Genomic DNA, 25,764 nt, shown 5'->3' with positions numbered 1-25,764 from the left:
TGAACAGTTAGAATATCGATTCTATTTATATCAATTATTTTTTAAATAATTAGGTAACTCCCCTCTGTTAGCATTCTAATATTTTCATCATTTAAAAAGGCTAATTTATTCGAACCATTTTTCTATTTTTTTATCTAATTCTCTTTCAGTTATAATCTTATTTTCATCAGAGTCCTTTAAGCCTTTTTCGACTTTTTGAATAAATATCAATTGTTCCACGAGTTCATCTAATGAAAACTCTTCAGGAAGATTTTCCAATTGTTTCTTTACTTGTGACTTTGTTAACATGGGTATAGTTTTTAGGTAATTTAGTCATTTTTTAATATTCCAACAAATCCTCATCGACCATCTCCGGTAGCGTTACTTTCAATCCAGGAGTCCTCTCCATTTCCCGTTTGATTGCAAACAAAGCCTCCTCATTTCTGGCCCAGGCCCTGCGGGAAATGCCGTTATTGACGTCATAGAACAACATGGATTGGAGTCTGCGGCCAGCCTCTTTGCTACCATCGAGAAGCATACCAAAACCTCCATTCATTACTTCACCCCAGCCTACACCGCCTCCATTGTGGATGGAAACCCATGTTGCACCACGAAAACTGTCACCGATTACGTTGTGAATAGCCATGTCTGCGGTAAATTTACTGCCATCGTAGATATTGCTCGTTTCTCGGAAAGGGGAGTCTGTGCCACTGACATCATGATGATCTCTTCCCAAAACAATGGGAGCAGAGAGTTCTCCTGACTTTACGGCTTTGTTGAAGGCTTTTGCGATTTTGATCCGACCTTCTGCATCGGCGTAGAGGATACGTGCCTGTGAACCTACTACCAGCTTATTTTTACCAGCTTCTTCTATCCATTGAATATTGTCCTGCATCTGTTGTTGGATTTCGATAGGGGCTGAAGCTTTAATCTCCCTCATGACTTGCAGTGCTATCTGATCGGTTTTCTCTAGGTCTTCCGCTTTGCCAGAAGTACATACCCAACGGAATGGTCCAAAACCATAATCAAAACACATGGGTCCCAAAATATCCTGCACATAGGAAGGATAGCGGAAATCAATACCATTTTCGGCCATTACCTCAGCCCCGGCACGGGATGCTTCTAATAGAAACGCATTGCCGTAGTCGAAAAAGTAAGTTCCTTTGGCCACATGTTTGTTGACTGCTGCAGCGTGTCGACGTAGGGATTTCTGAACTTTGATTTTGAATAATTCAGGGTTGGAGGCCATCAGTTCATTGGACTTCTCGAAACTCAAACCCACAGGATAATATCCACCCGCCCATGGATTGTGAAGGGAGGTCTGATCCGAACCGAGTTCTACGGTGATATTTTCCTCGTCAAACTTCTCCCATACATCCACTATATTGCCCAGATAGGCAATGGATACCACTTCTTTGTTTACTTGGGCCTTTCTTACTCTTGCAACCAATCCATCCAAATCATCAATCAATTCATCTACCCAGCCTTGCTCATGCCTTTTAAGAGCGGCTTTGGGGTTAACTTCTGCACAAACGGTGATACAGCCTGCAATAGTTCCTGCTTTGGGTTGGGCGCCTGACATGCCTCCCAAACCTGCGGTCAGGAAAACCTTTCCTTTAGGGTTGATGGCTGCGCCTAGTTTTTTTCTAAAAGCATTCATCACCGTTATGGTCGTGCCGTGCACAATCCCTTGGGGGCCAATGTACATATACGAACCGGCGGTCATCTGTCCATACTGGGTGACGCCGAGGGCATTGTATTTCTCCCAATCATCCGGCTTGGAATAGTTCGGGATCATCATGCCGTTAGTCACCACAACCCTTGGCGCATCCTTGGATGAAGGGAAAAGGCCCATGGGATGACCGGAGTACATGTGGAGGGTTTGCTCGTCTGTCATCTCTGACAAGTATTGCATGGTGAGCAGGTACTGGGCCCAGTTTTGGAATACGGCCCCGTTTCCTCCGTAGGTAATCAGTTCTTGTGGATGTTGGGCCACAGCTGGGTCCAGGTTGTTTTGGATCATGAGCATAATGGCAGCTGCCTGCTGGCTTTTGGCAGGATATTCCGAAATCGGCCTCGCATACATCTCATAGTCCGGTATAAACCGGTACATGTAGATCCTTCCATATTCCTGTAACTCTTCAAAAAACTCCTTTGCCAATTCCGCATGCCAAGCCTTCGGAAAATATCTCAGGGCATTCCTCACCGCCAACTTTTTTTCCTCCACACTCAAGATATCCTTACGCTTGGGCGCATGTGAAAAATCAGGGTTGGGATCTTTTTTAGAGGGTAGGGTAGAGGGGATGCCTTGGGTTATTTGGTCTTGGAAGATCATGGCTTTTTACAGGATTATTTTGAAGTGTAGTTTTGGGGTTCTTATTAACTGATATTGGTAGATATTCTTAGATATCAGCTACGCGATATTGGATATTGACTTTGTGATATCGGTGGTTGTTAGGCTAGATATTGATGGTTATTGGATTATTACTAATGCCTAAATCGAATTATGAGTTAGAATTTGAGATAATTATTTGCACTTGTCTCATTAAATTAGGTAGATGAAAAGTTACCACTGACCAGATCATTTCATCTGAAATGCCGTCATAAGCATGAATTATCACGTTTCTTAAACCAATAATTGACCGAGATTCAGGAATGATATTGTAAAAAGTATCGTCTTTCCTCACTATTCTATTGATCGCTTCTCCGATTATTTCTAAGTTTCTCTCAATAGCCTTTTTCAGGAGTATATTTTGTCTGTAATCAATGGCAGACTCAATTTTATGCTGATTAAGAAAATCCTCAATTTCTAGCCCAGCAAATTGAACGTCGTATAACCATTTCAATATTTTTTCATCCATAAAGAAGTTCTTTGGATTTTTCTATGGATTGGATTAAAAAAGGGTTTTTCAAGGTTTGCTTTTCAATTAAGTCAACCTTTCTTCCAGTCATCATTTCTAAAGCGGTTTTGAGTTCTAGGTAGTTGAGAAAATAATTGTTGAGGTCAAAATTTTTAAATTTCACCAAAAAATCAATATCCGATTCATCTGTCATTTTACCGGTTACAGCAGAACCAAAAACATAGAGCTCCTCCACTTTATATTTTTCACAAAGCAACTCAATCGCTGATTTAGACAAATTCACTTTTTTCATAGGCTTAATTTAAGAAATTATTTCAATTCTTTTCAACTTATCTTATTAAGCTTGGTCAGCTTTCTACTGCACTGTTATTTCCATCATATTTCAACTTTATTTCCACCATATTTCATTTTATTTCAACTCCATTTTTAAACACTTTGAACGGCTTCAACCTTCCCTGCATATACGTAATTTCCCGATAATCGGCAGTGGGGAAAAGAACGATATCGGCCAACATGCCCGGATTCAATTGTCCGCGGTCGTGGAGGTTCAGGGCGGCTGCGGCTCTCGTGGTGATGCCGGCTAAGACTTCCGCATTGCTGAGTTTCTCGTAAGTACCCAATACAGCAGCTTGCATGAGCAAATCACCCATTGGGGCCGAACCTGGATTCCAATCAGAGGCGATAGCTAGGGAAGCACCTGCATCGAGTAGTTTTCGTGCAGGAGTGTAGGCTACACCCAAACCCATCGACGCTCCCGGTAAGGCTACTGCTATGGTATCAGATTGGGCTAGCAGTTTGATTTCTTTGTCTGAACTCGCTTCTAGGTGGTCGGCGGAGATGGCACCGAAGTTGACAGCTACCTGCGAACCGGAAGCATGGAACTGGTCCGCATGAACTGTGATGTCGAAGCCCATTTCTTTGGCTTTGTGGAAGTAGGATTGTATATCTTCTGATGTGAAAGCCGTATCCTCAATAAAAGCATCGATGCGATTGGCTAAGCCTTCTCCTTGGAGGATGGGGAAAAGTTCTTCAGCAATAGCTTTCAGATAATCACGCTGGGTTCCTTGGAAGTCTTTAGGGGGAATATGGGCTGCCAAGCAAGTTGGAATAAGGTCTGCATAGGTGCTGTCATTGGCTTCTTGGATGGCTCGGAGCATTTTGAGTTCTTCGGCTACAGAGAGTCCATAACCACTTTTGACTTCAATGGTGGTGATACCGTCTTTGAGGTGCCTGTTGGCTCGCTGAACAGTCAAGTGAACCAACTTTTCCTGTTTGGCTTTTCGGGTTTGGGTGACCGTGTCCCAGATACCTCCGCCTGCTTTGGCGATTTCCAGATAGGATTTACCAGCATTGCGCATGGCATAGTCTTGTGCACGGCTACCGCCGAAACAAATATGCGTATGGCAATCAATCAGGCCAGGCAATGCGACAAAGTCCCCTTTTAAACTGACCATTTCAGCCCCTATTGACTGTGCTTCGGGATATAGATCCCAGTAATTGCTGATCTGATGGATGCGGTCATTTTTGATCAGGATGCCTGCTTCGCTGATGATTTCAAGCTGTTCATCTTTAAGCGCTCCTTTCAAGGGAAGTCCTGTCATGGTGATGGCTTGGCAAATGGGGCCGATAAAGGTATGTTTGATGGTTTGCATAGTACTTGAGTTAACCTTTGAGGTTTTCAAAACCTCGAAGGTTTGAACATTGATTTTTTTAAACTTTTAAGATCTCTGAACCTCGAAGATTCTTTTGGTTTCCCGCAGTCTTGCCTGTCGGTATATAGGGTCCAAAAGGCGCAGTTTTTAATCACCTTGATTCCTTCTGGATTTCTCGCAACGAGCGCCACGGTAGTGCGCAACGACCGCGGAGCGCTAGTCCACGAATTACACTAATTTTCACAAATTTTTTCTAAATAAACATAGTTAAGGTGCTCTTTGCTCTTGACTCTAATATCTCGTCTCTCGCATCTCAACAAAAGTACCCAAATCCCTTCATAATTTTCCATACCAATTTATTCAATAAGTAATAACCTGGAGTAATTTTTAAAAATCAGTGATAGCATGTAAATGATTATGTGTATAGAATTTTGTATTTTTGTGTATAAATAATATTGCTATGAGAACAAATATTGAAATTGACCAGAAACTAATTGATGAAATTCTTGAAAAAACGGACATCAAAACAAAAAAGGAGGCGGTTGATTTGGCGCTTAGAGAGTTTCTAAGATTGCTTAAAATGAAAGAGCTTTCTGAAATGGCGGGTAAGATTGATTGGACTGGTGATTTAGGAGCCATGAGAACTGATTGAAATGGTTGGGGTGTTGATAGATACGAGTGTGTGGATTTCTTTTTTTGATGGGAAGGACCCCAAACTTACTTTTACCGTGCAGGAATTGTTGAATAAAGATCAAGTTTTGATCTGTCCACCCATTTACCAAGAGATTTTGCAAGGGATGAAGTATCCTACCGATTTTTTATGGATGAAAGACAAATTGAGTGCATTGCAGCAAATCTATGCCAATCCATTTGAGGCTGCAGAAGGTGCTGCACAAATATATTCTGTCTTAAGAACCATGGGATATACCATTCGGAAAAGTTATGATTGTTTGATTGCTTGGTATGCTATTTCTCAAAAAGTTCCTCTTTTTCATTTGGACCGAGATTTCATACCGATTTCTGAATTTTTTGATTTGGAATTTTACAATATTCGATAATTGGAATGGATGTCGGTATATTTAAAAAAAATATAGTTTAGCCGAATTGCACGCTAATTTTTTTTCAAAAACTATAAAAAAAGTTTATTCTTTTGGAAAACCAATGTATAATTACTAATTATTTGGTTTTTCGGGGGGTAAACTAATTTTTAAAAGATTATTCTGAAATTGACTATTGAAATAGTACAAAAATATTTAAAGTACTGAATTCCATTTTGTTGTGAATTTGGAAGTAGGTGTTCTTTTTAATAAGTTCACATATGTTACATCTTTAACCACAAACAAAATTAGGAGTTTAAAACAAACCACTAGCGCTGTTGCAAAAGTTGCGGCAGCAGTTACCTTAGGCGTCACTTTAGGTTTATCTCCTATGATGTCATTTGGCGAAGAGGCAGCTGAAGCTGCATTAATGGGAATCAGCTATTGTCAGCACAACATTGATGGGAATTCGGGTATTGGTACATTTTGTCAGATAACTAGATGTGCTATTTTGACAGGAAGTGGTTCAAATATTGGGCCATGTGGTTCTGATGAATCCTTACCTGGGAGTTAATTAAATTTCACATCCACTTCGGTAGAATCGTTTCTACCGAAGTGGCTTATTTTCAATCGTTATGACTCAGTTAAAATATTTCTTAGTTTTATTCGGAGCGTTGATGCTTTCATCATTAAACACTATATCAGCACAGGAGATTTTGAAAATTTCCAAAAAAGACTTTCCTGAAAAGCTGACAATAAAAAGTCAGAAAATCCTTACGGATGATTTCAATCATCATCATAGAATCCATGTTTTCGACACCTTAATTCTTACCCAAGTAAATAGCGGGAAACATCATTACCATGTTTTTCATAAGGAAAAGTTAACCTATTTAGGGCCAATAGGAGTCAGAGGTGATGGCCCTGATCAATGGGAAATACCTGCTACTACGGCAGGGCAATTTGAAAAGAAGAGTAATGGTATTAAATTATGGTATTTTGATTATTTAAGAGGTTCATTCAATCAAATGAACCTAACTAAAACGCTTCAACAAAATTCTGCTTATCCAATTACTGAGCGAAAGCTGCGGGTCAATGCGAAAGTATTTCCTTATTCTAAAGGGTTTATGGGTAGTAATAATCGATTATATGTTAATTGTTTTATTTATGAACAAGATAGGAGTAGGATTAAATATTACGATTTGGAAACAAAGAAAATAGTTAAGTCTCCATTGTTTCCCAAGGTTAAAAATCTTAATCTATTGCCAGTTGAAACTATTCATAGTCTGTACGGGGGGCCATTTGAAAAACATCCGACTAAAAATCAATTTATTCAAGCTGGTTTTATTATCAACAGGATAGATGTGTTTGATGAGAATCTCAAACTTTTACTTTCCATTGTTGATGGAGATAATTGGAAAGATGATTATTTTGATGCGAAAAACATTGATCCTGCCTCTAGTTGGATTGATCCAATACTTGATGGATATAACGGTTTGGCTCTTGGAGAAAAGGTGATTTTTGCTTTGGAAGCTAAAAAAAATGTTGGAACGGATAAGTTTAAGGAAAATGAAAGCTTTATACGAGTATTTGATTGGCAAGGGAAACCTTTGGCTTATTTAGAGATAGCGCATGATTTGAGCACCATTGCTTTTGATGAAGGAAAGGGAATGTTGTATGCAACAGATTACAGTCATGAATTAGTGTTGAGGTTTGATCTTTCTAATGAGCTAAAAAGATGGGTAAAGTAATACAGTGGGTAGTTTTTATACTGATTGTAATTGTATCTGTTAATAAGTTGATTCGAAATGGGAAATCATATAAAACCTTTCGAGGGTGTAAATCGATTCGCTGATTTTTGCTTAATAAAAAGAACATAATAAGTAATAGTTATAAGCAAAAATGAAAGGGGTTTTTTACGTCCTTTGTTTAGAATTCGAAACTTTCTTCCTCCTCATACATAGGGGTTTTTGAGCTTATAAGGATTTTATAATTAAATTTAGGTGTGGATTAGGAATTGTTGTTATTTTTTTTTTTTGAGGGATTAATTAAATGTTTCACTTTTGTAATTCTGGTAATTTAAGATCTTTATGAAAGATTTCTTTAAGGTAATGGGCTTGCTCCTTTTCGTCTACTGTTGTAATCCAAAAAGCAGGTATACTGAATATTTAATGGTGCATGAAAATGGTAAAATTGAAGAAATAGATGTGAGCTTGAAGGGGGAAATTTCCTCCTTGATTTCTATTAAAGAGTTGTTTGAAGATATCTCTTATATAAGCCTCAAAACACCGGATTCATTACAATTAACTTATGCTGCAAAGATTATTGAATTTCAGGATAAACTTATTGTTTTAGATGGCAAAAAAAAGATACTGCTTGCTTTTGAATTAGATGGAAATTTCATTGGTCAAGTAGGAAATAAAGGAGAGGGGCCGGAGGAGTACCAGAGTATAACCGACTTTGATTTTGATATGTACAGGAATGAGATTGTAGCATTTTCTCGAGCCGACATGTCAATTTTTTGGTTTGATAAAGACCTTAAGTTTATAGAGAAAAAAAGAATAAATTCTTGGGGCAATCTTTTGGCAATTTTGGAATCTGGTAATATCGCTATCTATTCGTATATGGATAATAATAACGATCCTTATAATATAAGGATTTATGATAGAGCTGGAATATTGGTTAGTAAAGCAATGCCATATCCTCAAGAAAATGGGGGGTTCACAGTACCGGATTATTCTGGATTTATTAGAAATAATTATTACACATATCCATACTCTTCAAGGGTTTATAAAATTGATGAAGAAAATTTAAATGAATACCCACTGTTCGAATTTAAATTTCCTAACATGAGAGATGAAAAAAAGAAATTTGATCATTCAGAATTTTTTCTAAAGCCTTTTTCAGATGAGATCTTAGGGAAATTTGAATTTGGAAAATCTAACAAGGAAGCAATATTTAAATACAGTTTTAAAAGTGGCGCTAACAATGGGTTTACAACTGGTATTTTATTATCAAGCGGTGAAGCTTTCGGTCACCAACAATTAAAGCATGGGGCAGTCGGAAAAGATGATATATTTGTCAAGCTTTTTTTTGTTAGTCCCTATAATCTTCCAAACTACAGCACTGTATCTGGGTATTATTACGTGGCGAGGGATATTGAATCTGTTGCCTTCTTTTATGATGAAATTAAAAATGAGTTAAAGGAATTAGTCAAATCAGATCCACACCTATATGATTTACTGATCGGTTTAGAAGACATTGAAAGTCCATTCATTATGAGATTTAAGCTTATTGATAGATATGAAAAGTGAAAAAAGTTTTCTTTCTATACTTTTCCTTTTTCCGTTGCTTTTTAGTTGTCTTTCGGAGTCAAAAGAAAATCATTCCAATACAATTTTTCTTGATTTTGACAAAAGCTCTCCAGGGAAGGCCTCTGAGATTTTTTCTGAGGCTCATTATATATTTTTAGAAGAAGACCTATCGCTTCCGCTTGTTCGACCTTACAAAATTGGATATTATGGCCCATTGAAAAATGGGTCTATTTTATCTGTATCTCATGGACTTGGAGATCCGCATTGGTTTATTTTTGATGGGGATTTGAATGTTGAAAAACAATTTAGATTACGGGATATTGAGAATGACTTGGATAGTTGGAATTTGAACCTCCCAATTGCTTGGTCTATGGAGGATTTTGTAATAATGAAAATCAATTCCAACGAATTTTATAACCGTATAGTGAAAGTCAAAGAATCTGGAAAATCAATCGAAGGGAATTTGGAGGAATTTTGGATTAAACACCAAGAGGAATTGTTGGACGATAGGCTAGTTTTGGTGTTTTTGAAAGTAAGATAGTATTAGAAAAATTGAACTTTTAATGAATTCAAATAAGAAACCTTTGAGGTCTAGAAGCCCTCAAAGGTCTTTAGAACATATAAAATTCATTTGACCTAAAATCTATCAAAATCCTCTGACCATTGCGTCTCCAAAGCCAACCCTTCCTTGTCAGCTAGTTCTCTTGCCAAGGTAAGTAATTCTCCGCTCTGAATGATAGAGATAGCAGTTTCCATGTCTTCATACATGAGTTGATCTTCGGTGACATGCTTGATTTTTGTTCGCACATGTTCATAAAGAGCTGTCATGATCTTTCCTGATTTCAAGGGGGCATGAAAGTCCACTGCTTGTGCTGCACAGAAGAGTTCTACCCCAAGGATTTTCTCTACGTTTTCAATCACCTGCAAGGCTTTTCTGGCTCCTATACTTCCCATACTCACATGGTCTTCCTGACCCAGGGAGGTAGGAATACTGTCGGCGGATGAAGGGAAGCAAAGGCCTTTATTTTCACTCGCTAAAGCAGCGGTGGTATATTGGGGGATCATAAAGCCTGAGTTCAGGCCGGTTTCTTTGAGAAGCAATTTGGGTACTCCAGGCGTGTCACCTTCCAAGGAAAGGTAAATCCTACGGTCGGAGATATTGCCGATTTCAGATGCGGCCAAACAAGCATAATCCAAAGGCATGGCAATGGGTTGACCGTGGAAGTTGCCCCCGCTGATGGTATGGGTTTCATCAAAGACTACCGGGTTGTCGGTTACAGAGTTGATTTCGGTTTCCAGCATGTGCTTCAAATGCAGCCATGCATTGCGGGAGGCTCCATGGACTTGAGGCATGCAACGCAAGGAATATGGATCCTGCACCCGGGCACATGTCGCATGGGAATGCACAATCTCAGATTCATGTAAGAGGTTGAGGATGCTCTGGGCTACATGTTGATTGCCTGCATACGGTCGAAGTTGATGGAGTTCGGTAGAAAATGGCTTGATAGAGCCCAATAGCCCTTCCAGCATCATGGCTCCTGTAATGTCTGCATGGGCGAGGATATTGTAAAACCGTTCCAACACTTTCACACCAAAAGCGGCGATAAATTGTGTACCATTGATCAGGGCCAAGCCCTCTTTGGGTCCAAGGTGGATAGGGGACAGCTGATGCTCTTGGAGGACTTCGGCTGCCGAGCGTATTTTTCCACCTACATGCACCTTTCCCAATCCGATCAGCGGTAAAAATAAGTGGGAGAGGGGAGCAAGGTCACCCGATGCGCCTACCGAACCTTGTTTGGGCACTACAGGAATGATATTATTTTCAATATGCCAAAGTATCCTATCCAAAGTTTGTTCTTGTATCCCAGAGAAGCCCTTGGCTAGGGCATGAAGCTTCAGGATCAGCATCAGTTTGGAAATCTCCACAGGAATAGGTTCGCCTACACCTACTGCATGGCTTTTGAGCAGGTTTTCCTGGAGTTTACGGGTCTGATCGGGAGAGATCAGCGTAGTGCACAATGGCCCAAAGCCTGTATTGATGCCATAGACCGGCTGGCCATTGGCTACGATTTTTTCGACCGCAGTAGCACTGGCTTTTACTTTTTCCCGTGTTTCAGGGCTGAGGATGCCTTTTATATCCCCATTGGCGATGCCGAGGGCGATGGAGGCGGTGAGGTGTTGTTGAGCGTATAGGAAGGTGTTCATAGGTTTCTTGTTGGTTTATTGCCACAAAGGCACAAAGGCACTAAGATTTTTATTTTGGTTTTCCACAATGGCACAAAGGCACTAAGATATGTACTTTGGTTTGCTGCAAACCTGCATGAATGCAGACAGAGGCGCAAAGGCACTACGAATTAAATATGTCTAGAAAATACCAATACCTAGAAATAATTCTTTGAGCCTTCGTGACTTCGTAGCATTGAAATTCAAAAATAGTCAGTTATAAACATAATTATAAATACCAATTTCATGCATTAATAATAACTATTGGTTATTTAAAAAATAAACGTTTAAATTCACAGTAATACTTGGGTCTATTAATTTGCTGTCGTATTTTGGTTTCGATGATTTAAACTTTTACGAAATGGAATTTAATGCGCTCAGTATTGAAGAAGAAAGGATAGGAAAGTGTATTGTAAATGCTTCCTATATCATCCATAAAAGTATTGGGCCCGGACTTTTAGAAAAAATCTATGAAGTTTGTTTGGCGCATGAACTGAGGAAAGCAGGTTTGAATGTGAAAAGACAAGTTACTATTCCTATTCAGTATGATGGAATACAATTTGATGACGGTCTGAGGTTAGATTTATTGGTCGAAGATAAAGTTGTTATTGAGATAAAATCAGTAGAACAAGTAAATCCTGTTTGGGAAGCTCAGATTATCAGTCATTTGAAATTGACAGGTTTATCCCTTGGTTATTTGATAAACTTTAATGTACCATTGATAAAGAAAGGAATAAGGAGGTTTCGTAATTAAAAGGATTGCCACTAAGGCTCAAACCTGCCTGTCGGCCATAGCCGTCAGGCTAATGGGCCTGAAATCAGAAGTCTGAGCTGATTTACAAACAAAACGTAGATCCCCCTTGGGATCTTTCGTCCTTTTGCTCATATTTGTATAAGTTTTTAGTTATTTTGAAAAAGGCGGCTCAACTTGGTCGTTATCCGCCTTTTTCTTCTATAAATATAACAATATTTTTACAGTAAAGGGAAGAAAATCAAGGAAATTTACTTGAAAAAGATCAGATTTTAAGGGAAAAATTTCATAGTTTCTTTAATCCAAAAACCATTAACTCAATCGCCTCTGAAACTCGTTTCTGTATCAGGAAGTCTAAACTTGACGGTTTCGGGTTCCTGCTTAGTTTGATGTTTTCGTATCAACGGGGAAAATTTTTCAGCTTATTGGATATGGCCTCCTTTCTGTTTGAGCAGTTCGGTATCAATATTACAAAGCAATCCTTACACGATCGATTTACAGCTCAAGCAGTATCATTTTTAAAAAGATGTCTTGACATACTTTTGTTTCAAAAGATTAGATATCAGGGCAATAGAGAACTCCTTACATCCCATTTTAAAAGAATCAGGATCAAGGATTCAACCAAGTTTTCTCTCCCTGACCCTTTTTCGGAAAAATATAAGGGATATGGCGGAGCCCTTAGCCAATCATCATCAATGATAAGTATCCAATATGAATACGATTTCATTAGCGGTCAAAGTATGGATCTGAGACTGACCTCTGGGGTATTGAACGATCAGTCAGACTCAGCGGAATTTACTCATGATATATGTGAAAAAGATCTTTTTTTAAGAGATCTGGGATATTCTACCCTGAAGTTTATGACAAAGGTCCATTCTGCGGGAGCCTATTTTATCAACCGTTTGGGGCCACAGGTGAATTGCTATCTTGATTTGGATTCAGAGGAACCTGTAGACTTAAAAAATCACCTTCACAAACTCAAAAAAAATCATCTTGACTATATTGAAGTCTCTGTATACTTAGGTAAAAAGGAGCGTGTTCCTGCGCGTTTGGTTCTTTCACTTGCCAATGAAGAAACCTATCAAAAAAGACTAAAAAAAACAACCAAACAAGCAAGGTCAACAGGACATAATGTTTCTGAAAAGTTTAAAATCAAGGCCAGACTCAATATTATGGTTACCAATGTTCCGTCTGAGGTACTAAAAACCAATGAAATAAGAAAAGTTTACGCTATGAGATGGCAAATAGAACTCATTTTCAAGACTTGGAAATCTTTGGTTACGATAAATGAGTTTAACAGTAAAAAAATTCATAGGTTTGAATGTCAGCTTTACGGAAAGCTAATTTGGGTAATCCTTAATCTAAAGATATTCAACTGTTTACAAGAGCAGATGTATGGTAAATATAAGATACTATGCAGTATTTGGAAATACTTTAGACTGATACAAAACATCCAAAACTTTCTAATAAAAGCAGTTAAAAACCAAAACCAGCTCCGACTTTTGATTAAAAAATTGATCGATTATGCTCCAAAAGCAATTTATCTTGAAAAAAAGAAAGGAAAATTGGCTCTTGAACATATAATTAACCTCTTAACCTGACGGCTATGGCCTGTCGGCAGACAGGGGCACGAAGAAAATTGAAAAAAGGTTAAACCAAACATCATAAATACCAACCTAAGAATTGAAATGGTGGCAATACCTAGTCCTATCTTTTCCATAAGCCAGATGCCTAAGAGGACATGTGGCCTCTAAAAATAATCTTATTGTTTTTGTGCCTCCGTGGCCACTCAAATCTTTCTTATTACCTCAGTGCCTTTGTGGCCCATATTACCTTTCTTAGTGCCTTTGTGGCTTTGTAGCTAATTTCACCTTTCTTAGTAACTTAGTGTCTTCGTGCCTTTGTGGCATCAAAAACTTTGGATCTTGAATATAGAACTCCGACACCTCGAATATTTCCGTGCCGTTGCCGAAGAACTCAACTTTGGCCGTGCAGCGGAGCGATTATTTATATCCCAACCGGGTCTCAGCCGTCAGATCAAGCAGATGGAGGAGATCCTTGAAATACAGTTGTTTGAGCGGACGAAGCGGAAGGTAGTACTTACCCCTGCGGGTCATTTCCTCAAAGCTGAGGTAGACTACATCTTCAATCACCTACAACTCACCAAAACCCAACTCAAGGAAATAGCTTCGGGTAACATCGGAGAATTGAGGGTTGGATTTCTAGGCTCTGCGGCCCATACAGTAATTCCCGAACTTTTGGTCAAAATTTCCCAAACCTTTCCCGGTATCAAAACCTCCCTGGAGGAACTCAGCAATGCCATACAAATCGAAATGTTGGAAAAAGATAAATTAGACTTGGGATTTGTACGATTGGCGCGGGTTCCGGAATCCTTGGAGATGAAGATGGTCCATCAGGATACCTTTTCGGTAGTTTTGCCGTTGGGGCATCCTTTGACAGAGGAAGGTTTAAAGCATGTAGGGCAATTGAAGGAAGAGAACTTTATCCTGTTTTCCCAAGACTATTCTTCCATTTATTACGACAAGATCATGTCCATCTGTGAGGATAAGGGTTTTTCTCCACGCATCACCCATAAGTCTGTTCATGCCCTGACCATATTCAAACTGGTGGAGGCTGGATTGGGTGTGGCTATTGTGCCCACATCGTTGAAACAGGGATATGATTTAAAGGTGATGTTTATCGAACTGGATAAGATCAAGCAAAAAACGGAGTTGTATGCGGTGTGGAAGAAGGGGAATAGGAATGCAGCTTTGGGTAAGGTGTTGGGGTTGATATAAATTAATGGTGATATTAATAGATATTAGGGTTGCGATATGGATGGATATTATTTGAAATATGCTCTGCGAAATATAATAGAAATAGAGTAGAGTGATAAAATATTCATGTTCTTATGAAAGTTATAACATGTTATTACTTTTTTTGTAAATTTGGGTATGGAAACCAAAATTCGAAAAATAGGCAATAGTAGTGGGGTTATTTTGCCTAAAGCATTGATTGACAAATATGAGCTTGCCGAGGTGGTAATTGAAGATCATGGAGATGGTATCATGATCAGACCTGCTACTAAATCCATATTTCAATTGAAAATGGAAGAAGCCCGAAAAAACAAAATGACAATCTACACAACCATGGAAAAAGAGGCCTCTGATCCTGAGACTAGATCATATTATGAGCAAGAAGTTGAGGATTGGGGTGATATTGATACTGAAATCATTGACTGATGAAAAATGGAGAAGTGTGGCTGGTGAATTTTGGACCGCAAGTCGGTCAAGAAATAAAAAAAACTAGACCGGCAATCATCGTAAATGCTGATTCCCTTGGGCTATTGCCTTTGAAGATTGTTGTTCCGTTGACGGATGGGACTAAGGAACCAAAAAGTTGGATGGTTTTCCTAAAGCCTAATCATCTCAATGGATTATCAAAAACCTCTTTTGCTGATTGTTTTCAAGTAAAGAGTTTGTCTGAGAGAAGATTTGTGAAGAAAATTGGAATACTTACAGAACTTGAATTAGCTGAAGTCAAGGTTTGTTTGGCGAAAGTGTTGGGGTTGATTTAGATTATTGGGATATTTCCTTTTATGCTAAACCTAGTCAAGGTGCAAAAAATAATATCAAAACTTTCTATTATACGATATGCTATCGTATTTTGTAAAAACTTAATTTTATGAAAGTTACAGCAATAATTTCTCAAGAATTGATTGAAGAAGCCATGGAGCTTTCCAAGGCTGATACGATTACGGAGGCTTTGAAGGTGGCCTTGATTTCTTACATCCGTTCTCAAAAAGTCAAGCAAATAGGAGCTTCCATTGTGTGTGAGCCCTTAGAGTTTAGATACTCTGCTCAGGAATTAAGAGATTTGAATCGCCGATGAGAGGTGTTGTTTTTAAATGAGTTGAAGCTTTGGACCTTGGATAAAAAGCTAAGGCGTGTGGTGGGGTATGAGCGATTGTTCCAAGTGGGATAAGATCTTTCGCTACTTACGATAGTATGGACACTGTATTTTCGGTCCACTAATGACACGAATGTCACGAAAGATTTTTTATCGTTCATCATTATCAGGTTGTCCACAGATTTCGCAGATTAGCACAGATTTTTATCTTTTTTCTTTCATTTCCAATTCCTCATTCCAACTGCTTTCCAAAAAGAGCGAGTGCCCGTCTGACCTTCATCATTCGAAATTCAGCGTTCATCATTCGACATTAGTTGGCTGTCCACTAATGACACGAATTTCACGAAAGATTTTTTTATCGTTCATCATTATCAGGCTGTCCACAGATTTCGCAGATTAGCACAGATTTTTTTCTTTAGTATTTCATTTCTAATTCCTCATTCCAACTGCTTTCCAAAAAGAGCGAGTGCCCGTCTGACCTTCATCATTCGAAATTCAGCGTTCATCATTCGAAATTCAGCGTTCATCATTCGACATTAGTTGGCTGTCCACTAATGACACGAATTTCACGAAAGATTTTTTTATCGTTCATCATTATCAGGCTGTCCACAGATTTCGCAGATTAGCACAGATTTTTATCTTTTTTCTTTCATTTCCAATTCCTCATTCCAACTGCTTTCCAAAAAGAGCGAGTGCCCGTCTGACCTTCATCATTCGAAATTCAGCGTTCATCATTCGACATTAGTTGGCTGTCCACTAATGACACGAATGTCACGAAAGATTTTTTTCCTTCTTCATCCTTTAAACCTTCTATCTCCACCTTTTCGGCAAAATTCATTATTTTTGCTATCCACAGATTTAGTAGATTAGTACAGATTTTTTTCTTTTTTTCTCCAATGCTATTGCGTCTTTTTAGATGGATAAATCCCAATCCTTATAGTTTTAAATATCTATTACTTTGATTGGGTGTTTTTGCTGACGTTCCATGGTAGTGGGTTAAAGCCCACTTATATAAATCCAGGAAATACTCTTATTTTCCTGAGTTAAAACCCGGTGGCAATTGATGGAGTTTATTGGTTGATTCTTAACCCATCTCCTTGGGTACAAATTTTTCAATGAAAATTTTTCTGTGTTTTCCGTGAGTTCTGCGAGCTTTCATTTCTCATTTTTTATTCTACATTCCCAACTGCCCACTGTTCACTGCTAACTGTTCACTTCTCCCCACAATGTCGTCCAAATGTCGGGTGAAATCCTCCTATTTTTCGGGTTATATTTGTAAGAAAGCAACCAACTTGCCATGGTCAAACAAGCTATACACAACATGCAACAACCACAGCTAGGGCTCAAGATCCAAGAATGGAGAAAAGCCAAAGGAATGACTCAGGAAGAGTTGGTAGAAAAATGTAATATCAATGTGCGTACGATCCAACGGATAGAAGCAGGGGAGGTGACTCCAAGATCCTATACGGTCAAGGCCATACTGGAAGCATTGGGGGTTGAAAAAGAACTGCCCACGCCTACTATTCTTTCTAATGAACAACTTATTTTTCCTAAAAAGTCTAAGCGTACCTTTCTGGCAGCAGCTATTGCAGGATGTATTTACTTCATGATTTCAATGCTTGAAATCTATTGGGATGGCGTATTGTTTTTTGATTCCGCACTGAAAATTCCGGAGTATTATATTCCTGTTAAGATATTGATCCTCATAAGCTTTTCCCTGTATTTAGTTGGCTGGAGTAAGTTGGGTGAAGCTTTAGATTCCAAACTCATTCAATGGGGGGCTTTTATTCTGATTGCAGTCAATCTTATAATAATTGTATCGGATATAACTTTTGCAGGAAGTATGGATACGGATTATAAATTATATGGATTCGTTAAGTTAGTTGGTTTTGGTATTTCATTCATCCCTTTTTCAATTGGGCTCATCTTCCAAAATGGGTATATGGGTAATCTGTTTTTAGTGACCGGTATTGTGGGTATGCTAGCAGCGATTTTGTTGATGACGGTTTTATTTGTGATGGTAGGATTGGCGATTTTGAGTGTCTTTGATATCTTACTTATCTACATCCTGTTTTCATGGGCTTTTCAAAAAGAGAGGGTTCCCGTCTGACCTTCATCATTCGAAATTGAGCGTTTATCATTCGATATTAGTTGGCTGTCCACTGATTTCGCAGATTAGCACAGAATTTTTATTTTGTCTTTAATTACTAATTTCTTATTCTCATTCGACATTTCCTTTTTTCCAATTTGTCACTACCCAACTGCTCACAGTTCACTGCCTTAATTCCTCATTCTTCATTTCCCCAACTGCTCACTGTTCACTGCCTTCATTCCAAATTCCCTCCCTCTCCATAACAGATTCATTTTTTTACTGTACCTTTGTTTTATCCTAAACAAATCATTTCACTGCCAAACAAAACAAAATGATGACCGAGGTCAAAATATTCTCAGGGACCAATAGTAAAGTTTTAGCCGAACAAATTGCCAAGCATTATGGTAAAAAATTAGGAGATTTGACTATTTCAAAATTTAGTGATGGAGAGCTTTCTCCAAGTTTCAATGAGTCTGTAAGGGGATGTACTGTGTTTTTGGTACAAGCGACTAATCCCTCAGCTGATAATTTGATGGAGCTTTGTCTGATGATCGATGCAGCCAAGCGTGCCAGTGCGTATAAGGTATGTGCTGTCATTCCTTATTATGGGTATGCAAGACAGGATAGAAAAGATCGTCCGAGAGTTTCTATTGCTGCCAAATTGATTGCCAATATGTTAACCTCAGCAGGTGCAGACAGAATTATGACCTGCGACTTACATGCTGGACAGATTCAGGGATTTTTTGACATTCCTTTGGATCATTTAAATGGTTCGGCGATTTTTGTTCCGTATTTGGAGCGAATTAAGACCGAAAATCTCATTTTTGCTGCTCCTGATGTGGGAGGTGTTGCTCGGGCTAGAGCTTATGCCAAGCATTTTGAAGTGGAAATGGTTGTCTGTGATAAGCACAGAAAAAGAGCCAATGAGGTGGCCTCCATGCAAGTGATTGGGGATGTGGAAGGAAGAGATGTGGTGTTAGTAGATGACTTGGTTGATACAGCGGGAACCCTCTGTAAAGCAGCTCAAATTATCATGGATAAAGGAGCACTATCTGTTCGCGCGATTGCGACTCATGGGGTTCTTTCTGGAAATGCTTATCATAATCTTGAAAATTCCGTTCTTACGGAACTAGTGATTACTGATACTATCCCTGTCAAACAGACTTCTCCAAAAATCAGAGTGTTGAGTGTGGCTGATCTTTTTGCTAAAGCTATTCACGCGGTAACAGGCAATACATCAATCAGTTCTTTGTTTATCTAAAATTAATTCCCTTACCATTATAAAAAAAGCCCCGATTTCATATAAATCGGGGCTTTTTAGTCTACTTAAGGTTTATTTATAAAGTTTCATAACCAGGGTTTTGAACCAATACCCCTTGAGAAACCAATAACTCATCTCTTGGAATTGGCCATACTCTTCTAAAGTCTGGCATACCCAAAACTGTACCGATTCTGTTGTATCGAACAAGGTCAAAGAACCTATGTCCTTCATAATTTAATTCTACTCTTCTTTCTTGCAATATAGCATCCACAAAAGCGTCAGTTGTTCCAAAACCCGTCAAAGCTTGCAGTCCAGCACGTTCGCGAATCGTATTTAAATCTGCTAAACCTGCATTTGGATCACTGTTGGTAAAAACAGCAGCTTCCGCTCTAATAAAGTATATCTCTGCCAAACGGAATACCTTGGTATTGTTCCCATTGTTGTTGTCAGGATATTTAGCCGAACGGAAGGAATTTCTGCTGAACGAAAATAAATCAGCACGAGTATCTCCATCTTCAAAAGCATCCAATAATGAAGGATCTACATTGTATTCATCTCTTCTGATGATATAGGTGTTGAAACTACTTTGATCCTGATCGTTGAATTCGAGATCAAAGATGGATTCAGCTGTGGGAGTTAAGGCAACATAAATATCCCTCACATTAGTTAAAAGCTGCGAAGGACCTTCTGTAATCACCCTATCGGCATCATCAAATGCTTGTGTATAGTTTCCACGGTACAGTTGAACTCGTGCCCGTAAACTCAAAGCTGCCCAGAAATTCATCCGACCTTTATCGTTAACACCTGGCAACAAGTCTACTGCCGAATTTATATCCGACATAATCTGTGTATAGACTTGTGCAACTGAGTTTCTTGCTAGATTAGGAATTCTATTAAAATCGTTGTTCTCAATAGGCTCGATCAACAAAGGAACACCGAATGTAGAGCTCTCATTGAAGAATTCACCATAAATTCTCAATAGATCGAAATATGCAAGTGCACGGATGGCATGTGCTTCTCCCAGAACTCGATTTCGAGCTGCTTGAGAAAAGGTAGCATCTTCCAATGCTGGAACCCCTGTAATCAAGAGGTTGGTGATGTTAATTACCCGGTAGATGTTTGGCCAAGCCTGTGTAATCCACAGATTGGTAAATGGTACTGCTCGTTGATCTATCTCCAACTGTGAATCAAAGAAACCTTGATAGCGTGCGTTATCAGCAATCAAGTCATTGTTAAGGACATATTCCAAGCCATAATAATTGATATTTTGCATTCTGGAATAAGCACCTAGGAGTATCGCATTGGCAGAAGTACCATCTACCAAAGCAGCATTTGCATCCAAGGCAGTCAATGGATCTGGTTCCAAAATATCACAAGATTGGATCGTGAAGACTGCCAGTATTATAAATAGTAATTTTTTCATGTTCGCTAGCATTAAAGTCCAATGTTAAAACCAAGTGATACACTTCTCGTTTGTGGGAAAGTACCAAAATCAGAGCCTGCCAAACGAGGATCTCTCGCATTTTGGCTTACTTCTGGATCCAGACCTGTGTATCGTGTCCATGTCAACAAGTTTTGAGCTTGTACAAACACTCTCAAACTCCTTACGCCGATTCGCTCTACTCGCTGGGGAGTAAAGTTGTATCCCAAATTGATCATTCGTAAACGTAAGAATGAACCGTCTTCCAACCATCTGCTGGAATATTCTCTCCAGTTGACATTGGTTAGAGAAGCTCTAGGGATATCCGTTACATCACCAGGTTCCATCCAGCGGTTATCAGCCAATTGGTGATTATTTCCATCTGGAAGAGGGAATCCTAGTCCTAGTCTACTCCAACCTAAGTTTTCATAGGTTGCTCTGGAATGGTTAAAGATTTTATTTCCCACAATAAAATTGAACAATATATTTAAATCAAATCCTTTGTAGCGGAAGTTGTTGTCCCATCCACCAAAGAAGTCCGGTTGGGAATTCCCAACAATTCTACGGTCTGCGGAATTGATTTCTCCATCACCGTTTAAGTCAACCCATCGCATATTACCTGTTTCAGGATCTACTCCCTCTTGGTCAATCAGGAAAAATGTTCCGATAGGATGGCCTACAGCCAAAATGTGAGAATCACTCAATACCTGTTCATCAATTACTAGTTCAAGAACCTTATTTCTGATCCATGAAATGTTGAATGCAGAACTCCAAGTAAATGGACCGGAAGCTAAAATTGCTCCCCGGATACCTAATTCAAGTCCTCTGTTTTCTACTTTGCCGATATTGTCAATCACACTGGAGAAGCCTGAAATTCCTGGGATAGGTCTGTTAAGCAAAAGGTCTGTGGTGGTCTTGACGAAGTAATCCCCTGTGAAAGTGATGCGGTCATTAAGTACCCCAAAGTCAATACCTACATTCCACTGCTCAGTGCTTTCCCAGGTAAGGTTAGCATTGCTCAATTGTGCAGGAGTGAGGGTAGGTGCTAGTCTATAGGCAGAAACGCCAAATAAACCTCTAGACGCAAAATTTCCAATACCATCTTGGTTACCTACTACTCCATATGAAGCTCTGAATTTTAAATCAGATACAGCAGTATTGCGTAAAAATTCTTCTTCGCTTAATCTGTAGGCAACGGAACCTGACGGGAAAATACCAAAACGGAAATTATCACCAAATCGGGAAGAACCATCCGCACGTACAGTGAAGGTTGCTAGGAACTTGTCTGCATAGTTGTAATTACCTCGGAAAAAGTAGGATGCCAACCCCCAATCTGTACCAGAAGTTGATGCAGAAGTTACTCTACCTGCTACTGATAGTTTTGTAAACTGATCACTTGGAAAGTTTTGTGCAGAAATAGAGGAGAAAGTCCTGGAAGATGCTTGATAGGACGTACCTAGCAAAGCACTGATATTATGACGATTGTCAGCTCCAAAGCTTTTGGTGTAATTCAAGTAATTTTCAGCAATCCAAGTAAAGTCTTGGGTCGAACCAAACGTCCCAAATCCATTGAAATTACCATTAACTGATTCCCGGGAAATGATAGGTGTGTAAGATTCGTCTTCCAAATAAGTGTAATCAATACCTAAGGTGGATCGTAAGGTCAAGCCAGGAGCTAGGGTTGCTTCAGCATAGGAATTGGCTAAGCCTCTTACTGTTCGGGTGAATCTATGGTAGTTTTCCGCAATCAAAACAGGATTATCCAACATCCACCATCCAAAATAATCAAATGGATCAGCATAAGAACCATCAGCTTCCCGCACAGGCATCAATGGGTCACCAGCTAATGAGTTGATAACAACCCCATACAATGAATTGTCATTGATGGTACGGTCTTGTACGGTTCGGCTAAGGTTCATACTAGTACCTACTTTCAACCATTTTTTGGCTTGGGTGTCTACGTTTAATCGGGCAGAAACCCGCTCAAAACCAGTACCGATCTGAACCCCATCTTGGTTGAAATATGCTAGGGAAGTATAGTATTGTGTTTTTTCATTTCCTCCAGAGATAGCTACGTCATAACTTTGAATAGGGGCATCTCTGAAAATCTCTCTAAACCAACGGGTATTTTGCAAATCAGGATCATCAGGTGAAAATCCCCATACATCTGTGATGTTATCATACGGTAATTCTATTCCTGCTCGGATATCTTGGCGTATAGCATCATTCATTAGGCTCAAGAACTCACTGGAGCTATGCATGTCAATTTCGTTGGTGATTCGCTGAAAACCATAAAACCCATTGATATCAATTTTTGCATCTCCGGATTTTCCACGCTTGGTCGTAATCAAAACTACCCCATTAGCACCTCTAGAACCGTAAATGGCAGCAGCAGAGGCATCCTTTAAGATTTCAATGGATTCAATATCTGCTGGGTTAATATCCGCGAGGGAGTTGGTGGCCTGACCTCCAGAGAATAAACCCGAAAGGTCCTCTGATATCATCGGAATTCCATCAATAACATACAAAGGCTGACTACTAGCAGAAAGGGAGGTGTTTCCTCGAATTTGCATGGTAATTCCTGCACCAGGTGTTCCAGATGGAGACTGCACAAATACACCTGCTGCTCTTCCCTGAAGTGCGTTGTCCACACTAGCTACAGGCATACGGTTGATGTCTTCTCCTTTTACGGAACCAACCGAACCCGTCAAATCTCTGCGGGACTGAGTACCATAACCCACTACCACGACTTCATTCATGGTTTTGGCATCAATCATCAGGAGAACATCGACCATAGTTTGATTTCCAACAAGGATTTCTTGGGAATCATAGCCTACAAAAGAAAAAACCAAGGTTTGTCCTTGGGCCACTTGAATGGAATAATTTCCATCAAGATCTGTCACGGTACCAGAGGTGGTGCCTTTAACCAAGACATTCACACCCGGAAGGGGCAGATTGTCTTCGGAGGAGGTTACCACACCCCGTACATTTGTTGTTTGAGACAAGGCAATGCTAATAGAGGCTATCAACACTACACATGTTACTAGTAAACGTTTCATCATAGAAAATGATTAAGTGGTAAGATTTATTTAAAATTCTTGTGTAAATATTTCTTCAAAATACACAATTTATAGCCAATAAATCAAATTTAAGCTAGTTTAAAATGAACTAATATATAAAATGCTTGTAGTTTGTAAAATATTATTTCGTTGTTTTAAAGAATGGCAAAATTATTACCCGTGAATAAAATAGATCGTAAGCAGTTTACTTGTTGGCTTTGGTGAAAATTAAAAATGAATACACCTGTTTGGTTGGATTGTATTTAGGTATATTTTTTTGGATTGAAATTAGAAATTAAATGAAAAAAGCCTTTCCGTTTTCAGAAAAGGCTTTTCGATTTATAATTGTTTTTATCGTGTTTACACAGAAAAACTTTCTCCACATCCACAGGTTCTCGATGCATTGGGGTTTACAAATTGAAAACCCTTTCCATTTAATCCATCAGAGAATTCCAGAATAGTGCCAGCTAAATACAAAAGGCTTTTTCTATCGACAAGAATTTTAATTCCTTTGTCTTCAAAAACTTGATCTGAGTCTACAACGGTTGCATCAAAATTCAGATCATACTTCAATCCTGAACAACCACCACCTTTGACAGACACTCGTATATTGTCATTTTCTTCTCGGCCTTCTTCTTTTTTCAATTGAAGGATTCTTTCTTTGGCCTTATCGGAAACTGTAATCATTTTTTTACTAGGTTTAGCATGTGAATTTAGAAACATTTTCGATTCAGAAAAAATTCATTGTTAAAGATACAAAATTTTAAAATGAGAAAAATTGAACACTTAGGAATCGCGGTTTCCAACTTGGAAGCATCTAATAATCTTTTCAAAAAACTCTTAGGAGAAACCCATTACAAGGAAGAAACAGTGGAAGGTGAAGGGGTAAGTACTTCTTTTTTTATGATTGGGGAGACAAAAATTGAATTATTGGAGGCGACTCGTGATACCAGTCCTATTGCTAAGTTTATCGACAAAAAAGGAGAGGGTATCCATCACATCGCGTTTGATGTCGAAGATATTCATGCAGAAGTGGCTCGTTTGAAGGATGAAGGTTTCGAAATTTTAAATGAAACTCCAAAAGAAGGTGCAGATAATAAATTAGTGGTATTTTTGCACCCGAAAAGTACCAATGGTGTATTGGTGGAATTATGTCAGGAAAAGAAAGCCTAATGGAAAATCAGAAAAGAACCGAAATCAGTGAATTGGGAGAGTTTGGATTAATTGAGCGTTTGAGTCAGCAATTGACCCCTCGTCATGCATCTACACTTAAGGGAATTGGAGATGATGCGGCAGTTATTGATCTAGGAGATGGAATGGTGCAAGTGGTTACTACGGATTTATTGGTGGAAGGAGTGCATTTTGACTTATCCTACACACCTTTGCAACACTTGGGTTTTAAAGCCATCGCCGTCAACATTTCAGACGTGGCAGCGATGAATGCAATACCTAAGCAAGTAACGGTAAGTATTGCACTTTCTAACCGCTTTTCGGTGGAAGCAGTGGAGGCATTGTATGAAGGAATTCGTATGGCTGCGGATCACTACGCAGTTGACGTTATAGGTGGAGATACTACAGCATCTCGTTCAGGATTGGTGATTTCTGTAACAGCCATGGGCATTGCCAAAAAAGAAGAGGTTAGCTATCGTTCAGGTGCGCAATTAAATGATATTATCTGTGCTACAGGGGACTTGGGCGGAGCTTTGATTGGCTTACAGATTCTAGAAAGAGAAAAGCAAGTATATCTTGCTGATCCGAATATGAAGCCCGATTTAGAGAAATATGCGTATGTTACTGGTAGACAGCTTCGCCCTCAAGCACGGATGGATATAATTTATGAATTGCGGGAGATGGGAGTTGTTCCTAGCAGTATGCTGGATGTTTCCGATGGATTAGCTTCTGAGCTATTCCATATATGTCGGCATTCCAACTGTGGAGTGACTATTTATGAAGATAAACTCCCGATAGATAAACAAACCTTTGATACCGCAGTAGAACTTGGATTGGATCCGATTACTTGTGTTTTGAATGGGGGAGAGGATTACGAATTGCTGTTTACCATTGATCAAAAAGACTTTAAAACACTTGAAAAACACCCCGACATTCATTTCATCGGTCATATCTCACCGCCTTCTGAGGGGAAATCCTTGGTTACCAAAAGTGGAACAGTTGTCAACCTGAAAGCCCAAGGTTGGAAGCATTTTTAGAG

At 39.1% G+C, this 25,764-nt stretch carries 25 protein-coding genes; 16 read left to right on the top strand and 9 right to left on the bottom strand.

Going from position 1 to position 25,764, the window contains the following annotated elements:
- Positions 1-105 precede the first annotated feature (105 nt).
- From IPZ59_RS17890 to hutI, 5 genes are all read right to left on the bottom strand, one after another.
- Positions 106-288: a hypothetical protein gene (locus IPZ59_RS17890; RefSeq protein ID WP_236137411.1), complete on the bottom strand. Its 183-nt coding sequence runs from the start codon at positions 286-288 to the stop codon at positions 106-108.
- A gap of 31 nt (positions 289-319) precedes the next feature.
- Positions 320-2,314, bottom strand: coding sequence for a urocanate hydratase (locus tag IPZ59_RS17885; protein WP_236137410.1), 1,995 nt, complete (start codon positions 2,312-2,314; stop codon positions 320-322).
- A 169-nt stretch (positions 2,315-2,483) separates the two neighbouring features.
- On the bottom strand, positions 2,484-2,840 hold the full coding sequence (locus IPZ59_RS17880) for a HepT-like ribonuclease domain-containing protein (protein WP_236137409.1): 357 nt from the start codon (positions 2,838-2,840) through the stop codon (positions 2,484-2,486).
- Positions 2,833-3,132, bottom strand: coding sequence for a nucleotidyltransferase family protein (locus IPZ59_RS17875; protein ID WP_236137408.1), 300 nt, complete (start codon positions 3,130-3,132; stop codon positions 2,833-2,835). Before IPZ59_RS17875 ends, IPZ59_RS17880 begins: the two co-directional genes overlap by 8 nt.
- A gap of 112 nt (positions 3,133-3,244) precedes the next feature.
- A complete protein-coding gene (hutI, locus tag IPZ59_RS17870) occupies positions 3,245-4,492 on the bottom strand; it encodes an imidazolonepropionase (protein WP_236137407.1) in 1,248 nt (415 codons plus the stop codon).
- 460 nt (positions 4,493-4,952) lie between these two features.
- Here hutI and IPZ59_RS17865 point away from each other — a divergent pair, with 460 nt between their 5' ends.
- The 6 genes from IPZ59_RS17865 to IPZ59_RS17840 all read left to right on the top strand — a co-directional run bounded on the left by IPZ59_RS17865 (position 4,953) and on the right by IPZ59_RS17840 (position 9,381).
- Positions 4,953-5,144 carry a type II toxin-antitoxin system VapB family antitoxin gene (locus IPZ59_RS17865; RefSeq protein WP_236137406.1) on the top strand — a complete coding sequence of 64 codons (192 nt, stop codon included), beginning with the start codon at positions 4,953-4,955 and terminating at the stop codon, positions 5,142-5,144.
- A 10-nt stretch (positions 5,145-5,154) separates the two neighbouring features.
- Positions 5,155-5,550, top strand: coding sequence for a type II toxin-antitoxin system VapC family toxin (gene vapC / locus IPZ59_RS17860; protein WP_236139832.1), 396 nt, complete (start codon positions 5,155-5,157; stop codon positions 5,548-5,550).
- A gap of 220 nt (positions 5,551-5,770) precedes the next feature.
- Positions 5,771-6,103: a hypothetical protein gene (locus IPZ59_RS17855; protein WP_236137405.1), complete on the top strand. Its 333-nt coding sequence runs from the start codon at positions 5,771-5,773 to the stop codon at positions 6,101-6,103.
- Between the two features lie 61 nt (positions 6,104-6,164).
- The gene (locus IPZ59_RS17850; protein ID WP_236137404.1) at positions 6,165-7,277 is read left to right on the top strand and encodes a BF3164 family lipoprotein; all 1,113 of its coding nucleotides are present in this window, start codon (positions 6,165-6,167) and stop codon (positions 7,275-7,277) included.
- A 339-nt stretch (positions 7,278-7,616) separates the two neighbouring features.
- On the top strand, positions 7,617-8,840 hold the full coding sequence (locus IPZ59_RS17845) for a 6-bladed beta-propeller (RefSeq protein WP_236137403.1): 1,224 nt from the start codon (positions 7,617-7,619) through the stop codon (positions 8,838-8,840).
- Positions 8,830-9,381, top strand: coding sequence for a 6-bladed beta-propeller (locus IPZ59_RS17840; RefSeq protein ID WP_236137402.1), 552 nt, complete (start codon positions 8,830-8,832; stop codon positions 9,379-9,381). The genes IPZ59_RS17845 and IPZ59_RS17840 overlap by 11 nt, the downstream gene beginning before the upstream one ends.
- A 95-nt stretch (positions 9,382-9,476) precedes the next feature.
- On the opposite strand, the gene hutH is transcribed toward IPZ59_RS17840, so the two are convergent.
- The gene (gene hutH, locus IPZ59_RS17835) at positions 9,477-11,045 is read right to left on the bottom strand and encodes a histidine ammonia-lyase (RefSeq protein WP_236137401.1); all 1,569 of its coding nucleotides are present in this window, start codon (positions 11,043-11,045) and stop codon (positions 9,477-9,479) included.
- Positions 11,046-11,424: 379 nt separating this feature from the next.
- Between hutH and IPZ59_RS17830 the strand changes: the two genes are divergently transcribed.
- The 8 genes from IPZ59_RS17830 (at position 11,425) to IPZ59_RS17795 (ending at position 19,076) form a co-directional block, all read left to right on the top strand.
- Positions 11,425-11,817, top strand: a complete 393-nt coding sequence (locus tag IPZ59_RS17830; RefSeq protein ID WP_236137400.1) for a GxxExxY protein — start codon at positions 11,425-11,427, stop codon at positions 11,815-11,817.
- Between the two features lie 266 nt (positions 11,818-12,083).
- Positions 12,084-13,415 (top strand): IS4 family transposase, encoded by a 1,332-nt coding sequence (locus tag IPZ59_RS17825; RefSeq protein WP_262912288.1) that lies wholly within the window; start codon positions 12,084-12,086, stop codon positions 13,413-13,415.
- 324 nt (positions 13,416-13,739) lie between these two features.
- The gene (locus IPZ59_RS17820; protein WP_236137399.1) at positions 13,740-14,612 is read left to right on the top strand and encodes a LysR family transcriptional regulator; all 873 of its coding nucleotides are present in this window, start codon (positions 13,740-13,742) and stop codon (positions 14,610-14,612) included.
- Between the two features lie 156 nt (positions 14,613-14,768).
- The gene (locus IPZ59_RS17815) at positions 14,769-15,056 is read left to right on the top strand and encodes an AbrB/MazE/SpoVT family DNA-binding domain-containing protein (RefSeq protein WP_236137398.1); all 288 of its coding nucleotides are present in this window, start codon (positions 14,769-14,771) and stop codon (positions 15,054-15,056) included.
- Positions 15,056-15,391 carry a type II toxin-antitoxin system PemK/MazF family toxin gene (locus IPZ59_RS17810; RefSeq protein WP_236137397.1) on the top strand — a complete coding sequence of 112 codons (336 nt, stop codon included), beginning with the start codon at positions 15,056-15,058 and terminating at the stop codon, positions 15,389-15,391. The genes IPZ59_RS17815 and IPZ59_RS17810 overlap by 1 nt, the downstream gene beginning before the upstream one ends.
- A gap of 107 nt (positions 15,392-15,498) precedes the next feature.
- Complete coding sequence (locus IPZ59_RS17805; RefSeq protein ID WP_236137396.1) at positions 15,499-15,705, top strand: type II toxin-antitoxin system VapB family antitoxin; 207 nt, start codon at positions 15,499-15,501, stop codon at positions 15,703-15,705.
- A 1,315-nt stretch (positions 15,706-17,020) separates the two neighbouring features.
- Positions 17,021-17,833, top strand: coding sequence for a helix-turn-helix domain-containing protein (locus tag IPZ59_RS17800; RefSeq protein WP_236137395.1), 813 nt, complete (start codon positions 17,021-17,023; stop codon positions 17,831-17,833).
- 316 nt (positions 17,834-18,149) lie between these two features.
- Entirely contained in the window at positions 18,150-19,076 is a 927-nt protein-coding gene (locus tag IPZ59_RS17795) for a ribose-phosphate pyrophosphokinase (protein ID WP_236139830.1), read from the top strand.
- A gap of 76 nt (positions 19,077-19,152) precedes the next feature.
- On the opposite strand, the gene IPZ59_RS17790 is transcribed toward IPZ59_RS17795, so the two are convergent.
- From IPZ59_RS17790 to IPZ59_RS17780, 3 genes are all read right to left on the bottom strand, one after another.
- Positions 19,153-20,499, bottom strand: a complete 1,347-nt coding sequence (locus tag IPZ59_RS17790; protein ID WP_236137394.1) for a RagB/SusD family nutrient uptake outer membrane protein — start codon at positions 20,497-20,499, stop codon at positions 19,153-19,155.
- 11 nt (positions 20,500-20,510) lie between these two features.
- Entirely contained in the window at positions 20,511-23,558 is a 3,048-nt protein-coding gene (locus IPZ59_RS17785) for a SusC/RagA family TonB-linked outer membrane protein (RefSeq protein ID WP_236137393.1), read from the bottom strand.
- 357 nt (positions 23,559-23,915) lie between these two features.
- Positions 23,916-24,242 carry a HesB/IscA family protein gene (locus IPZ59_RS17780; protein WP_236137392.1) on the bottom strand — a complete coding sequence of 109 codons (327 nt, stop codon included), beginning with the start codon at positions 24,240-24,242 and terminating at the stop codon, positions 23,916-23,918.
- An 81-nt stretch (positions 24,243-24,323) separates the two neighbouring features.
- Here IPZ59_RS17780 and mce point away from each other — a divergent pair, with 81 nt between their 5' ends.
- Positions 24,324-24,728: a methylmalonyl-CoA epimerase gene (gene mce, locus IPZ59_RS17775; protein ID WP_236137391.1), complete on the top strand. Its 405-nt coding sequence runs from the start codon at positions 24,324-24,326 to the stop codon at positions 24,726-24,728.
- Complete coding sequence (thiL, locus tag IPZ59_RS17770) at positions 24,728-25,762, top strand: thiamine-phosphate kinase (RefSeq protein ID WP_236137390.1); 1,035 nt, start codon at positions 24,728-24,730, stop codon at positions 25,760-25,762. The genes mce and thiL overlap by 1 nt, the downstream gene beginning before the upstream one ends.
- Positions 25,763-25,764 lie beyond the last annotated feature (2 nt).

It is taken from the genome of Mongoliitalea daihaiensis, from assembly GCF_021596945.1.
In the GTDB taxonomy this organism is placed as follows: Bacteria; Bacteroidota; Bacteroidia; order Cytophagales; family Cyclobacteriaceae; genus Mongoliitalea; species Mongoliitalea daihaiensis.
The sequence above is the reverse complement of the archived record's forward strand: the minus strand, read 5'-3'. Positions and strand labels throughout refer to the sequence as shown.